Here is a 15272-nt window from a genome sequence, read left to right as displayed (position 1 = left end):
TATAAATATGATTAAAAATGTCCGAAAATGAGGAAGCAAATTCCCATCAGCAGCGGCTGGTGGAGCAGATAAATCAGCAGCGAATGTCTGCCCAAAAAGTCGAGGAAATACACCCTTTGCCTGAAAATATTTTCCTTGCCGTACTGCTTTATAATTCTCCAAAGGAAATATCCGAGGATGTAGACGAAAATCCACGTGATTACCGGAAAGTAGTCGGACGAGCGGAAACCGCTGTCGGGAAAGCCGATGAAGGCTACATATTTGAACTGATAGAAAAAGTCCGGCAAGTCGAACAGCTTGATATTAAAAAAGCCGATATACCTCTCCGGAACGCCGTAGAACACCGCAAAGCAGAGCAGTGAAAGCACTGAGCCGAGGAAGGGATTGATTTTATCGAACAAGCCCCTGAGCGCGGCGGTAATCAGCATTGACGTACCGATTAAATTGAGCACGCCGAACCAAACCGCCTGTTCGGGCATGGCGAAAAACGTGACTACGGTTATCAAAAATCCGCATAAATTTATAATAATTCCCCGCCTGTACGGGTGGTTTGAGAAATGCAGACAAACGCCCGAAATCAGGATGAAGGAGATGCAGATGAACCTCTCCCACGCGATTACGAGCGGAGCAGACGCCCATTTGGTATTTAAGCCGTAAATCATAAATATGTCGTAGCAAAAGTGGAACACAATCATATTTACGAGCGCAAATCCCCTGAGCGCGTCTATTAAGTTGTAGCGTTTTTCAAAATCAACCTTTTTCATATCAGTTGTACATATTCATAGCGCGGTCGATTTTACCGCTCACAATCAGCTCTACAGCGCTGTTCGCGTTTTCAAACATCTTGTCGAGCTGTTTTCGCTCGTCGGACGAAAACTTCGACAATACCCAGTCAGCCAAGTCCCAGTTGGGATTTGGCTTTGCGCCGATTCCGATTTTAATTCTCGGAAAAGTATCGCTGCCGCTGAGGTAGATAATGCTGCGCATACCCTTTTGACCGCCGTCGCTGCCCTTTGCACGAATTCGCATTTTGCCGACGTCGAGCGAGATATCGTCGAAAATCACGATTACATTTTCGGGCGGAATTTTGTAGAAATTCATCGCCTCAACAACCGCCTGACCGCTGTTGTTCATATAGGTGGTCGGCTTCATCAGCATAACCTTTTTTCCGCCGATCACGCACTCGCCCGTGTAGCTTTTATATTTTATGCGGTTGATGCGGCAGGAATTCTTCTCCGCGATGTAATCAAGCGCCAGCCAGCCGCAGTTGTGGCGTGTATTTTCGTACTTTCTGTCGGGGTTGCCCAAGCCGACAATCAAATACTCGACCGCGCCGCCTGTTTTTTTGAAACCAAACATAATTTTTGCCTGCCTTGCAAAACACACAAGGGCGGACTTGTATAAAGTCCGCCTGTATGTAAAGATTTTATTGTTTTTAATTTAGCTGAAAGCCGCTGTAAAGGGCTTGTCGTTGTAAATTCTCGCGATAGCCTCGGCAAAGATGGGCGCTGTGGGGAGCACGGTGAACTTGTCAATCATCTTTTCCTCGGGAAGCGGAATAGTGTCGAGCAGGATAACCTCTTTGATTGCGCTGTTCTGAATTCTCTCGATAGCCGGGCCTGAGAGTACGGCGTGAGTTGCGCAAGCGTAAACCTCGGTAGCGCCGCCCTTTTCAACAATCGCGTTAGCCGCGTTGCAGAGTGTGCCTGCGGTGTCAATCATATCGTCAACGAGGATAACCTTTTTGCCTCTTGCGTCACCGATGATGTTCATAACCTCGCAAACGTTAGCCTTAGGTCTGCGCTTGTCGATGATAGCGAGGCTTGTGCCGATTTTTGAAGCGAAGTTTCTTGAACGTGTAACCGAGCCGAGGTCGGGAGAAACTACGATATAGTCGTCGGAATTTCCGCCGATTTTCTCCTTCATATGGTTGGCGAGGATTCCCGCGCCGTGAAGGTGGTCAACAGGGATGTTGAAGAAGCCCTGAATTTGGTTTGCGTGAAGGTCCATGGTCAGCACGCGGTCAGCGCCTGCCGTGGTGATGATGTCGGCGCAGAGCTTTGCCGAAATCGGATCTCTCGCCTTGGCTTTTCTGTCCTGTCTGGCATAGCCGAAGTAGGGCATTACCGCTGTGATTCTCGCCGCCGAAGCGCGCTTCATGGCGTCAATCATAATCAGCATTTCCATGAGGTTGTCGTTAACGGGAGTGCAGGTTGACTGCACAATAAAGCAGTCGCTTCCTCTTACCGACTCGTGAAGCGAAACGGCGATTTCTCCGTCGGAGAAATGTGTGCAGTCGCTTTTGCCGAGCGGAAGTCCGAGACAACCGGCGATACCCTGGGCAACGTCTACGTTTGAATTACCCGCGAAAATTTTGATGTCCTTACCGTGAAAATTCATTGTAAAACTCCTTTGTTCCCTTTTTAAGTAGTTTTATATTTTTATTAAATTATTTGCACTCATAGCCCTTTTTAATGGCGATTTGGTTAAGCTCCTCAAGCTGAGCAGGGTCGTTCGCGCCGAGCACGGCGTCGCTGCATTCGGCGGTATAAGCTCCGACCTTTTGTCCATCCTTAAGCAAAAGCTCAATCGCGTCGGGCAGGTAATACTCGCCTGCGGCGTTGTCGGACTTGATTCTGTCGAGCACGCTTAAAAGCTTTTGGCAGTCAAACCAGTAGCCGCCCGAGTTAACCTCGTCGATTTTGAGAGTTTCCTCATCCGCGTCCTTGTGCTCTACAATCGCCTTAAGGCTTCCGTCTGTATCGCGGACAATTCTGCCGTAGCCGTGTGGGTCGTCCACCCTTGCGGAAATTACCGTAGCCGCGCAGCCCGATTTTGTATGCTGCTCGAGCGAATTTTTGATTGTTTCAGCCGTCATAAACGGAGCGTCTCCGTTGAGGATAACGACGTTGCCGTCGTGAGCTTTCAAAAAGTCCTTCGCCATCATTACGGCGTGACCTGTGCCGAGGCGTTCCGCCTGAAAAACGCTCTCAACGTTAAAATCGAGAGTGCTGAGGAATTCCTCTACATCCTCTTTCTTAAAGCCCTTTACAACGCAAAGGTCGTCGATACCTGCATTACGCACCGCCGAAATCACCCACAAAAGCATGGGCTTGCCGAGTACGGGCGACAGTGTTTTGGGCTTGTTTGACTTCATTCGTTTACCCTCGCCGCCTGCGAGGATAACAGCGCAGTTGCTCATAAGCCACCTACCTATTTATTTTCTGCGTGACATTTCGGCAATTTTCGAACGCACGCTTTATTACACGATACTATTATTACATAAAACATCCGCGTTTTAAGTCCAAATAAGAAAAAAAGCGCTAAAGACGGCAATTTTCACGTTTTATACAATATTAATAAAATTTAGAGGTGTTTTTTAGAAGAAAAAATTTCAAAAAAATGTAGCTATTTTCGGCAAAATTTGTTATAATATGGTTTAGGCTTATACATGCAGGCAAATATGGGTAAAAACACCCGTTTTGCGTGCAGCCGAAATAAAAAATAGGAGGACTGTCAAAATGGCAAAAAAATGGGTTTACCTTTTTTCAGAGGGTAACGCAAACATGCGTGAACTCCTCGGCGGTAAGGGCGCTAACCTTGCGGAAATGACAAGCATGGGTCTCCCCGTACCCCAGGGCTTCACCATCACAACAGAAGCTTGTACTCAGTATTATGAGGACGGCAGAAAGATCAATGACGAGATTCAGGGTCAGATCAACGAGTACATCGTAAAGATGGAAGAAATCACCGGCAAGAAGTTCGGTGACAAGGAGAATCCCCTTCTCGTATCGGTTCGTTCAGGCGCAAGAGCTTCTATGCCCGGTATGATGGATACTATCCTTAACCTCGGTCTTAACGAGACTGTTGTTAACACTATTGCAGAGATGTCCGGCAACCCCCGTTGGGCTTGGGACTGCTACAGAAGATTCATCCAAATGTATTCAGACGTAGTTATGGAAGTCGGCAAAAAGTACTTTGAGGAGCTCATCGACAAGATGAAGGCTAAGAAGGGCGTTACACAGGACGTTGAGCTTGACGCTGACGACCTTAAGGAGCTTGCTTCTCAGTTTAAGGCAGAATACAAGGCTAAAATCGGAGAGGACTTCCCCGACGATCCCAAGGAGCAGCTGATGGGCGCCGTTATGGCGGTATTCCGTTCTTGGGACAACCCGCGTGCGAACGTTTATCGCCGCGATAACGATATCCCCTATTCATGGGGTACAGCCGTTAACGTTCAGTCAATGGCGTTCGGTAACATGGGCGACGACTGCGGTACAGGCGTTGCATTTACTCGTGATCCCGCTACAGGCGAGAAGAAGCTCATGGGCGAGTTCCTTACAAACGCACAGGGTGAGGACGTTGTTGCAGGCGTTCGTACTCCTATGCCTATCGCTCAGATGGCAGAGAAATTCCCCGAGGCTTTCGAGCAGTTCACACAGGTTTGCGCTACTCTCGAAAACCACTACAGAGATATGCAGGATATGGAGTTCACCGTTGAGCACGGCAAGCTCTATATGCTCCAGACCAGAAACGGTAAGAGAACAGCTCAGGCTGCTCTTAAGATTGCATGCGACCTCGTTGACGAGGGTATGAGAACAGAGGAAGAGGCGGTTGCTATGATCGATCCCCGTAACCTCGACACACTTCTCCATCCCCAGTTCGACACTGCTGCTCTTAAGGCTGCTACTCCCATCGGTAAGGGCTTAGGCGCTTCTCCCGGTGCTGCTTGCGGTAAGATCGTATTCACAGCTGAGGACGCTGAGGAATGGAACGCAAGAGGCGAAAAGGTTGTTCTTGTACGTCTTGAGACTTCACCTGAGGACATCACAGGTATGAAGGCTTCACAGGGTATCCTCACAGTTCGCGGCGGTATGACATCACACGCTGCCGTTGTTGCTCGTGGTATGGGTACATGCTGCGTATCAGGCTGCGGCGACATCGCTATGGACGAGGAGAACAAGAAGTTTACTCTCGCAGGCAAAGAGTTCCACGAGGGTGACTACCTCTCAATCGACGGCTCAACAGGTAACATCTACGACGGTGCTATCGCTACTAAGGACGCTGAAATCGCTGGCGAGTTCGGCAGAATTATGGCTTGGGCTGACAAGTTCAGAACACTTAAGGTTAGAACAAACGCAGACACACCTGCTGACGCTAAGAAGGCAAGAGAGCTCGGCGCTGAGGGTATCGGTCTTTGCCGTACAGAGCATATGTTCTTTGAAGAGGACAGAATCGCTGCTTTCCGTGAGATGATCTGCGCAGATACAGTTGAGGAGAGAGAAGCTGCTCTCGATAAGATTCTTCCTTATCAGCAGAGCGACTTTAAGGCTCTTTACGAGGCTCTCGAGGGATGCCCCGTTACAATCCGTTTCCTCGATCCGCCGCTTCACGAGTTCGTTCCCACCGAGGAAGAGGACATCAAGAAGCTCGCTGACGCTCAGGGCAAGAGCGTAGAGGACATCAAGGCTCTTATCCAGTCGCTCCACGAGTTCAACCCGATGATGGGTCACCGCGGCTGCCGTCTGGCTGTAACATACCCCGAAATCGCAAAGATGCAGACAAAGGCTGTTATCCGCGCTGCTATCGAGGTTCAGAAGGAGCACGCAGACTGGAACGTTAAGCCCGAGATTATGATTCCTCTCGTATGCGAGGTTAAGGAGCTTAAGTTCGTTAAGAAGGTTGTTGTTGAGACCGCCGACGCTGAGATCGCCGCTGCCGGCGTAAATCTCGAGTATGAGGTTGGTACAATGATCGAGATCCCGAGAGCTGCTCTTACAGCTGACGAGATTGCTACTGAGGCTGACTTCTTCTGCTTCGGTACTAACGACCTTACACAGATGACCTTCGGCTTCTCAAGAGACGACGCAGGTAAGTTCCTCACAGCTTACTACGATACAAAGATCTTTGAGAACGATCCCTTCGCTAAGCTTGATCAGACAGGCGTTGGCAAGCTGATGGAAACAGCCATTAAGCTCGGCAAGCCCGTTAATCCCAAGCTCCACGTTGGTATCTGCGGCGAGCACGGCGGAGATCCTTCTTCCGTAGAGTTCTGCCACAAGATCGGTCTTGACTATGTATCATGCTCACCCTTCCGTGTGCCGATCGCAAGACTTGCTGCCGCTCAGGCTGCTGTAAACAGCAAGTAAGCAGCGTGAGCTATGCATGGGTGTTGTTTCCCAAAATAAATTTTGGACTACACCTCAACGCTGCACCCAATTCCGCCTTTGGAAACCATTGAATTTTATCTAAGGTTCTGCAACGGCGGTTCATAACGGTGCAATCAGTAAAGCTTTATAAATAAATACTCTCCGCTTATCCGTTTGGATAGGCGGAGTTTTTTTATTGATAATTGATAATGGATAATTGTAGGGGCGGACCCATGTGTCCGCCCGCAGGACAGGAAAACAACATATAATTTCAAAATGATTTTTGTGTGGTGAATATAATGTCCGTTTATCGCGATACAATCGGATTGTACGGTAAACACGGTTCACGTTCCCCGGGCGGACACATGGGTCCGCCCCTACGGTGTTAATCAAAAGTTTCCGATAAATATATTAAACTCTAAACTCTAAACTCTTAACTCTATATCTCAATGATTTCCGCGATATACTGCTGAATCATTGTAACGTCGCCTACCGTCAGGCTGCCGTCGCGGTTTACGTCGGCTATGGTCATTGTCTCCTCGTCGCTCTCGTCAAGGAGAGGATTTTCGCCGTCGGTGAACCTTGCGATGTGCTTTTGGAGCAGGAGCGCGTCGTCGGCGTCAACTATGCCGTTTCGGTCTACGTCGCCGGTTTTCGGCTCTGCGCTGTCCTCTACCTCAACTGCGCCGTTTGTGAAGGTGCACGATACAAAGTACAAACCGCTATTGTAAACCTCTGCCGTATTCGGGTTGACGGTTATATCGTACACGCCGGGTTCGGCGTTTTCTTTTACCTTAAACCTAAGAGTTACGAGCTTGCCTGTGGCGGAATAATTGCTGTTCGCGACGTCGTTTTGCCACGACAGGCGGTATGGAGATTGCATTTTGTCCGAATGTGCGGCAACCGCGCCTTCAAAAAGCTGATTGTCAACCACTTCGGTCAATTCGAGAACATTTGAGTTATATTCAACATCAAAGTCAGCGGTGGCTATGCCGGGATTTTTAGTCAGGTTAATTCCGATTTCGACCTCACCGAATTCATCCGTCTTGGCGGTATCGACCGAAATATCCGCACCGTTTGCCGTTGTACCTGCCGCGCCGTGCGGAAGGGCTGTGTAGCCGCTCATTCTGTCAACGTACCTTGTCAGGACAATTCTGTCGAGCGCGGTGATTTTTCCGTCGCCTGTCACGTCGGAATTCGCGGCGGTAATCTTATCGCTGTAAATACCCGAGGTGTAGTTGCCGAGCACAGCGCTGTCAGCTGAGGTAATTATGCCGTCGCCGTCAACGTCGCCTGCAAGCGCAGCCGGTTTTGCCGCGACCTTGACCGTGATAATCAGCGCCTTGCCGTTTGCGCTTTTGACGGTAATATTCGTCGTACCCGGGGCTTTCGCGGTGATACGTCCTGTGCTGTCTACAATCGCGGCGGAAGGATTTGAATTTGCGTAGCTAAAGGTTGTAATCGCGTTTACGGGGGTTACGGTCTTGCCGATTCGCCAGCACTCGCCCACGCTGAGGTTAACCGACTTTGAGTCGACCGCAAAGGTAGTGAGCGCGGCGTTGGCGGTGTAGTTTGTGCCGACGGTTACGAGGTGCATGCTCGACGCGTAGTCGATATTCGACTTGCAGTTGTAGGTCAGGTTCTTTTCAATCAGCTTAACCGAGGACTTCGATTCGATGTGAATTCCGGAGCCTGTGCCCGACACCCTGTTCTCTGAAATTTTGGTATTGACCTTTGAGGAATTCAGAATACTGATGCCCTCGGTCTTGGTGTTGCGGACGTCGTTGTTTGAAATCAAGCCAAGGGTTGAGGCGTAAGTGCCGATTCCGTACTTGCCTGTGCCGATAATCTCGTTGCCTGTGATGTAATTCACTAGGCAGGAGTCGATTTGAATTCCGTTTACCGCAGCGTTTTGAATGTAATTTTTTGTGATATTTGCCGGGTTAACGCCGTCCCTGAACACAACTCCGTAGTAGTTCGGCGGAGCTGTGGTCTGGGTGAGGAACATAACGTTGGAGTCAACGCTGATGTTCTTTGAATGTTCAACGCGCACGCCGCTGCCGCTCTTGGAATAGATTAGGTTATTTTTGACCGTAACGGTGTCGCAGGGGTACTCGCCGACAGGGAGTCCGCCGCTGCCGCCCGAATAGGTCGCGGAGCTTACAACCTTTGAGCCCATAACGGTGATTGCGGCTTTTTCGTAGGAAGCGTATCTGTCGTCGATTATTCCGCTGTTGGTAATCAGATTGTTCGCGACCAAAATATTGGACTTTACCGCCTTATATTCGTCGCTGAAATGCTGCTCGGTGTTGCCCTCCGCGGCGAACACACTCGGCAAAATTGTACCGTAGCCCTCGTTTACGATTGAGTAAACCGCAATTGCCCTGGGAGCGCTGTCGATGGTGTTGTTTGTAATCGAGCAGTTAGTCCAGCCGAGGGTCTGAACCGCAACGCTGCCGATGTTTTTAAAGGTGTTGTTCCTGATAATCAGGGTGTCGTGCGGATTGTTGTGAACGGCGGTGTGAGAGCCCACTCCGCGCGGAACATTGTCGAAAACGCAGTTTTCAACAAGGACGTTCTTCATACACAAGTCCTCGGAGCGGCAGCCGCTTATGTTGCCGTATTTTAGCACGTCAAGCTGGATAGCCTCGTAGCTGCCGTTGCTCGAGGTCATAACCTGATTATAAAAGCCGCAGCCCTCCGCGGTAAAGCCGTCAACCGCCGCAACCTCCATCATATGGGCGTTTTTGTTGTTTTTAACGGTGACGTTCTTCATCACGAAGTTTTTGGCGTGGACGATTTTGAGCATGGTGTTCTGAATGTCGAGCTTGCCGTCGAACGTGCCGCCCTCAATGGTGATGTTCTTGTAGTAATAGCCCGTAACGCCGTAGTTTGTGCCGTCATTTGCTCCGGTTCTCAGCATATTTTCGCACCAAGAACCGCGCGAAAGCGTTACGCCGTTAAGCTTAAGCCAAGTGTTGCCGTAGATAAACAGGGTGTAGTCGAGCGTGTATTCGCCCGGCTCAACGGTGACGCGGATGATGTTCGACTCGCTTCCCTGCTGTGCGGCGGTGGAAAGCGCGTCCTGAATTGCCGAAGCCGCGCCGTATTCGTTAATTTCATCGGCGCTGACGTAAATATCGGTTGTCCGCGCGGAAGCCGCGAACGGCACTGCCGAAAGAAGCACGGCGGCGCAGATGATAATTCCTAAAGCCTTAAATAATCTCTTTTTCACAAAATCCCCTCGATTTTATAATATATACACATTTTACCACAAATAATCATTAAATTCAACCACAAAAACGGCCGGCAAAAAAGCCGACCGTTTGTTGCTACAGCAATAGCTGATTATTTAGCTTTAATTACGCTTTTTTCTTGAACTCGAAAATTCTCTCTCCGGCGAACTTCTGAATTTGAACAGCGTCAAGAACATTTACTTCGCCGTCATCGTTTACATCGCCGATATAGAGCTGCTCGTCGTCAAGAGTTGCCTTGAAAGCAGAGTACTTTTGAACAAGTACCGCGTCAAGAACGTCAACGTTGCCGTCGCGGTTAACATCACCGATGAGGTGAGCAGGCTTGAGCTTCGGAATAACAACCTGAGGAACTACCCACTCGTTGCAGCGGTCGCAGAATATACCGTCTGTAAGACCTGCGGAAGTGTAGGTTGCAGCATATCCGGGAACCATTCTCTCCAGATGTCCGAGAGCCTTAACAACCTGCTGAGCAACGATTACCTCGTTACATACCGAGCATTGGCTGCCTGCGGTAAGTCCTGTCTCTGTGCAGGTTGCAGGAGCAGCAGGGTCGATAACAGTGGCGTGACCCTTTGCCGGGATAACCGACTGGGGAATGATAACCTCGTTACATACCGAGCAATGGCTGCCCTGGGTAAGTCCCGATTGCGTGCAGCTTGCGGCTACGGCATTATCAATAACCTCGGTGTGTCCCTTTGCCTTGATTGTAACGGTCTCGCGGCTTACTTCCGCGTTACAGGTTGTGCAGTAAACAACGCTGTCATATGAGCCGGGGTGTGTGCAGTCGGCGTCGTGGAAGTTCTCCTGAACCGCCTCGCCCGGGGTGTGCTCGTGAACAGAAGCAGGCGGAGTAACTGTGATTGTAAATACAGCGCCCTGCTTTGTTGTATAGTCAAAGTTTCTGAGGTCGAGCACAACTCTTACAATAGACTCGTCGTCCTCAACTTCGAAAATGCAGTTTTTGCCGTTATAGGAAGCGTCTATCCACTCGCCTACGGGATAAAGAGCCTCTTCCTCGGTACCCCAGTTGATACCCCACGGGTTGGAAACGGGGTTGCCGTCCTCGTCAATCGAGTTAGCGGCAAATTTAATCTGGTAGTTATCGAAGGCGTAAATGTCCTCCATGGTCATAACCCAAACGCCGGGCTCCATCTCGAACATCTCGTTTGAAGGATCACAGGGATCCCAGCCTGCGCCGTTGAGGTAGGTGTCCTCGCCGTTGCCGGCAGCGATAACGTGGTCAACCTGAAGTCCCTGGGGGACGGTTACGTAATCTCCGACTACGTTTACGAGCTCCTTAACGGGAACGAAGGTAACTGTAACGTCGCATTTCTGGTCGACATTAATCGTGTAGTTCCGGTCTGTACCGGGAGCGCCCCAAGAGAAGTCTTCATCGTGGTTTTTGAGAACCTTGAGCTGAAGCATCTTGGTGGGTTCAACGTCCTTAAATGTAATTTTGTAAAGTCCGTCGGATTCGTCTAAGGTCATCTCGGTCAAGGGATTTTCCTTAAACCAAACGCCGCCGAAAACCTCAGCGGATGAGCCAAATACGCTGTAGACGTCCTCTACTTCATCTTCCGCGCTCGCCGTAAACGCCGCAACGCCTGTAAAGCAGGAGAAAACAAGCATTACCGCGAGCAGTAAACTAATGAATTTTTTGTCTTTCTCACAAAAGAACCTCCTTTTTATAATTTTTTTCATTATTATTGCAACATATTTTGTTACCAAATATTTTATGATTATTTTGTATATATTGCATATAGATTTTAATTGATAGTTGATAATGGATAATTGAAAATTAAGGGTCGCTTCGCTCCGATTTAAAAATTTTAAATCCTCCCCCGAAAACAAAGTATCGGGGGAGGATTTTCGGGCGGACATTTCAGTCCGCCCCTACAGTTATAATTATAAATTCAATCTAAATTACGCACCATATTAATTCAATCGGGAACTAAACGTTTCGGAAATGCAAACCTATCTCCCCGACCAAAATTATCAATTATCAATTCTCTCCGGGTTTCGCCGGGGGATTGCCGCCGGGCTTTCCGTCGGGCTTTCCGTCGGGAGCGCCGTTACCACTGCCGCTTGATGATGAAGCCACGGTGGTCTCAATCGCCTGTCCGGTTGAAGCCGAGCCTGTGTACTTAACGCCGTTTACGTAAAGGCTGTGACCGTTGAGGTTAATTGCTCCTTCGGCGCAGGTCAGCGATGTGATGTAGGAATCCCCGGTGAGCGTCCAGGTAGAGCCGCTCTCTATTTCAACATATACTCCGCCCTGCTGACCGCTTGAATTAATCGCGCCGGTGTAAGAGGAATTTCCCTTAAGATAAAGGTTGAGGTTTGACACGCTGTCGACAATCATATCGCCGTTAATGGTCTGACCGTCGGCGTTTAATGTAACCTGACCACCGTTTGAGCCGTCCTTGCCCCAGCCTGCCGCGGCGGCTCTGAGGAACACGCCGTTTGAGTCGTTATTCGTAATCTGAGCGCCCTTTAGGTTGATCTCGGTCGCTGTGTTGGTGATGAAGAAAATATCGCCGTTTTTGTTCGTGAGCGTACCGCCGTTCATCGTGAAGCTTGACAGTCCGGTTGCGGCGTCGCCCGACATCGACTGGTAAATCATAACCGCCTGGTAGTAGTCGGAATGGCTGCCGTTCTTTTTGTTGTTGTCGGCGGTGAGGTTGGAATTGTTGAGCGTAACTGAGTTTTTACCCTCGACAACAACGCCCTGCGAGGTATTCGAAACAAGCTCCGCGTCGTTTACGGTGACGTCCGCGGTCGAGTAGATTACGGGAGAACCCACTCCGCTTGTGGTGTAGCTTCCGCCTGTGACGTTCATCGTTCCGCCGCCGCGGTCGGAGCGGATAGCCGCCGAGGAGTTGCCCGATGTGGTAATTGTAAGGTTACTTGCGTTTGTAGTTCCTCCGCCGGTGGTCATCAGTCCGCCCGAGCAGTTTCCGCTCGTTTCGATATAGCTGTCCGAGATGTTGACGGTCGTGCCCTCGCCGTAGGTGAACACCGCGTTTGCGTGGGTACCGTTCGTCTTGACTACCATATTCGACAAATCGAGCGTTCCGCCGTTTGTCGCGAATACCGCGGAGTTTTCGCCGTAGAAGTCCGCCTCGTCGCCGTCGGCTTCACCGGTTTTATTTACGAGAGTGTTTGAGTAGCTCTCGGTCTTGCCGTCAACGGTGATTGCGTGCTCGCCGTCGGCGGTATTTTCAATAGTGTTTTTAATTTCGATATCGCTCTCGCTTAGCTTTGCGGATTTTTGCGCGGCGGTTTCGGATTGTACGGTGGTTTCAACAGCAGAAGAATCCGCCGAATCAGCCGTTGCCGTACTGCTCTGTGATTGTCCGCAGCCCGCAAAGGACGCGACCATCGAAAGCACAACCAAAACCGATATTAAAAACATACATCTTTTACTTACTCTTGCTTTCATTATTAACGCCTCCTAAGCTATAATACTAAACCTCAATAAAACTCTTTATTATCTGTTGCGTAAAACTTCACATAACTACGTTGTCGTCCTCGGAAGGCGACAGCCTTCCTTCGTCCTCCGCCTTGTTCTGCGAATTTTTCCGTTAACATCTAATTAAAGTTTTTATTAAGGATTATTATTTATTGTAACCGTATTATAAATCACAATTATTAAAAAAAGCTTAAAGAGGCGTTGATTTATATAATTAATTTAAAATTATTCGGGATAGTGAAATTTGCAGGTCATATGCGCCGGTATTTCGGCTCGGATACGCTGTTCCAAAAGCGCCTTTTCGCCGTCGGTTTTTTCGTCGGCAATGGTGATGTTGAACTCGCCCTGCCTGAGGCGGACATCCAATGTGTAATCGGTTACGCCGATGTTCTCCAAAAACTCGGCAAAGTCATCGTCGTTGAGGGTGGTTTTGACGGTTTTTTCAAAGTAAATCAGCGCCTCTCTGCGCTGTGAAGCCGTCTGCTCAGGGTGTTCCCTGCTGATAATCTCCTCACGCCTGCTCAGTCCGTAGCTCTCGGCGGTGGCAATGTAATTTTCGCGAAACAGCTCGTCGATATACTCAAAGAGCAAATCGAGCCCCTCGGCGTAAGCCTTTAACTCGCAGAGCACCTCAGACTGACCTTCGAGGTCGTAAAGTCCGAGGGGCATAAGCTTTTGTTTCATAGAAGTTAAGCTGTCCATATTATATCACCGTAATCGAAATGTCGCCCGGGCGGAAGAACTGCGAACCGCTCGCGCCTTCGTTCTGCATACTCTGGTCAAAAATGTAGTACCTGACACAGCCCGTTGAGTAGATATAGTTGCCGAGGGTAGACAAGAGCATTGAACCGCCCACGGGGATTGTGCCGATGTAGTCGGTAAATGCGTCGGTCACCATGCGCTTTACCTCGCTCTCCTCGTAGCCTTCCTTCGCCTTTACCCTGATTTCCAAATCGACATCGAGGTGGCTCGCCCTTTGAACCGAAGCGACTGCGCCGAGGGGTTTGTTCTTATCGATAAGCTCCGTGACCTCGGCAAGAGCCTCGTCGGTTACGTCCCAGTCCTTTCTCGCGACGAACACTCCGACCGTGCCTGCGCCGCTGAACCTTTCAAGCGTGCCTGCCTTGTCGATACCGTCAACGCTTTCGGCAAGCTGTTTGTAAAACGCCGCGTTTGCAGGGTTGGGGCGGTTGAGGTAGGAGCCTATAACCCTCGACCTCAGGGTTTCGTCGCTCTCCTCGTTGTCTCCGCCGATAAACGTCGTGTTAGTCACGGCGTCGATACCTGCCGGCACGTTGACGGGAACCTCGGCAGTGCCCGAGGCGATGTTGCCGTTGTAGCCGGGGAGCTCCGCCTTTGCCGCAACCCTGACCGAATAAGTAGCCTGCGGAAGCACCGCCGACTGAGCGGTGTACACCCTGACCGGCGTTTCGCCATAGGTCGCGGCAACGGTTCCCTCAGGAATTTCTATGGGGTAATCGAGCGGCTCGTTCACGCTGAAAATCAGCTCGCCCTCAGCCTTTTTTGCAGGCTTGCGGACAATTCCGCGCTGCGCGGCGAGCTTGTCGAGGTTTTCGCCTGTCGCGGTGTCTGCGAACATCTGCCGCTTTAGCCAGTCAAGACTGCATCCGGCGTTGTAAATCTCGCCTGCGAGCACCCTTAGACGGATTGCGATATCGCTCGACGGGTCAATTTCAAAGCCGCTTTCCGCGGTGTATTTTTCGCTCATTCTTCTGTAAATTTCATCATACGTCTCCAATTAAACGCACCTCCTGTGTTCTGCTTTCGGAATTCACCGTGATTTTGAGGGTAACGCTCTGCCCGATGTCCTGCACCTCGGCCGAGGTTTTGTAAAACCTCGCGAACGCCTCGTTAATGCCGAGCGCGACCTTGCGGTTTGCAAATTCGTCATCGGGGTTAAAGGTGTAGTCACAGCCGAGAGTACGGTCGTAAATAAAGCTTCCCCTGCCGACCGAGGCGCTGATTACCGCCCTTTGAAACAGCGCGTCCGCGCCGTCGAGATAAACCATTCGCCCTGCGCTGTCGAGAGCAACGTCGTGATTTTCGATTTTAACGTCCGTCATCTCAGACCTCCCTGCCGTTTATCAGCACTCTGCCGTCGTTTTTCAGCACAATGCTCGCGCCGCCTGCGGAGCTTAGCTTTACCTCGCCCTCCTGCAGACCTTCGGTATCCGCCAAAACGCCGAGCGACACCTCGCCGTCGTCGAGCGGAAGCACCACCGCACATTCGTTTTTCGGCGGAATGCTCGCTACACCGTAGGGCAGGCAGGCGCGCAGGCTTCTGTGCTCGCCCGACGCGGCTACGGAAGTGCCGTTATCGTACACATTTCCCTTTGCCGCTTCGGGAGCTTCAAGTGAATTTTTTGTCATATA

At 50.3% G+C, this 15272-nt stretch carries 12 protein-coding genes; 1 reads left to right on the top strand and 11 read right to left on the bottom strand.

Annotation, left to right across the window (positions count from 1 at the left end; genetic code table 11):
- Positions 1 to 11: 11 nt before the first annotated feature.
- From AB1I50_RS08670 to AB1I50_RS08655, 4 genes are all read right to left on the bottom strand, one after another.
- A complete protein-coding gene (locus AB1I50_RS08670; RefSeq protein WP_407723649.1) occupies positions 12 to 764 on the bottom strand; it encodes a heparan-alpha-glucosaminide N-acetyltransferase in 753 nt (250 codons plus the stop codon).
- 1 nt (position 765) lies between these two features.
- Positions 766 to 1359 (bottom strand): aminoacyl-tRNA hydrolase, encoded by a 594-nt coding sequence (pth, locus tag AB1I50_RS08665; RefSeq protein ID WP_407723648.1) that lies wholly within the window; start codon positions 1357 to 1359, stop codon positions 766 to 768.
- An 81-nt stretch (positions 1360 to 1440) separates the two neighbouring features.
- Entirely contained in the window at positions 1441 to 2400 is a 960-nt protein-coding gene (locus tag AB1I50_RS08660; RefSeq protein ID WP_407723647.1) for a ribose-phosphate diphosphokinase, read from the bottom strand.
- A gap of 49 nt (positions 2401 to 2449) precedes the next feature.
- On the bottom strand, positions 2450 to 3202 hold the full coding sequence (locus AB1I50_RS08655; protein ID WP_407723646.1) for a sugar phosphate nucleotidyltransferase: 753 nt from the start codon (positions 3200 to 3202) through the stop codon (positions 2450 to 2452).
- 319 nt (positions 3203 to 3521) lie between these two features.
- On the opposite strand from AB1I50_RS08655, the gene ppdK reads away from it, so the two are divergent.
- Positions 3522 to 6149: a pyruvate, phosphate dikinase gene (ppdK, locus tag AB1I50_RS08650; RefSeq protein WP_407723645.1), complete on the top strand. Its 2628-nt coding sequence runs from the start codon at positions 3522 to 3524 to the stop codon at positions 6147 to 6149.
- Positions 6150 to 6588: 439 nt separating this feature from the next.
- Here ppdK and AB1I50_RS08645 read toward each other — a convergent pair whose 3' ends face one another.
- From AB1I50_RS08645 to AB1I50_RS08615, 7 genes are all read right to left on the bottom strand, one after another.
- Positions 6589 to 9384: a dockerin type I domain-containing protein gene (locus AB1I50_RS08645; protein ID WP_407723644.1), complete on the bottom strand. Its 2796-nt coding sequence runs from the start codon at positions 9382 to 9384 to the stop codon at positions 6589 to 6591.
- 127 nt (positions 9385 to 9511) lie between these two features.
- Complete coding sequence (locus AB1I50_RS08640; protein WP_407723643.1) at positions 9512 to 11107, bottom strand: dockerin type I domain-containing protein; 1596 nt, start codon at positions 11105 to 11107, stop codon at positions 9512 to 9514.
- Positions 11108 to 11408: 301 nt separating this feature from the next.
- Positions 11409 to 12848: a hypothetical protein gene (locus AB1I50_RS08635; RefSeq protein ID WP_407723642.1), complete on the bottom strand. Its 1440-nt coding sequence runs from the start codon at positions 12846 to 12848 to the stop codon at positions 11409 to 11411.
- A gap of 255 nt (positions 12849 to 13103) precedes the next feature.
- Positions 13104 to 13580 (bottom strand): putative phage tail protein, encoded by a 477-nt coding sequence (locus AB1I50_RS08630; RefSeq protein WP_407723641.1) that lies wholly within the window; start codon positions 13578 to 13580, stop codon positions 13104 to 13106.
- Between the two features lies 1 nt (position 13581).
- A complete protein-coding gene (locus tag AB1I50_RS08625) occupies positions 13582 to 14637 on the bottom strand; it encodes a baseplate J/gp47 family protein (RefSeq protein ID WP_407723640.1) in 1056 nt (351 codons plus the stop codon).
- Positions 14624 to 14962 (bottom strand): hypothetical protein, encoded by a 339-nt coding sequence (locus AB1I50_RS08620; RefSeq protein WP_407723639.1) that lies wholly within the window; start codon positions 14960 to 14962, stop codon positions 14624 to 14626. The genes AB1I50_RS08625 and AB1I50_RS08620 overlap by 14 nt, the downstream gene beginning before the upstream one ends.
- A gap of 1 nt (position 14963) precedes the next feature.
- Entirely contained in the window at positions 14964 to 15269 is a 306-nt protein-coding gene (locus AB1I50_RS08615; RefSeq protein WP_407723638.1) for a hypothetical protein, read from the bottom strand.
- Between the last annotated feature and the right edge of the window lie 3 nt (positions 15270 to 15272).

Source organism: Ruminococcus sp. NATIVEDY161 (assembly GCF_045819895.1).
Taxonomy (GTDB): Bacteria; Bacillota; Clostridia; order Oscillospirales; family Acutalibacteraceae; genus Ruminococcoides.
This window is presented reverse-complemented; position numbering and strand designations above follow the sequence as displayed.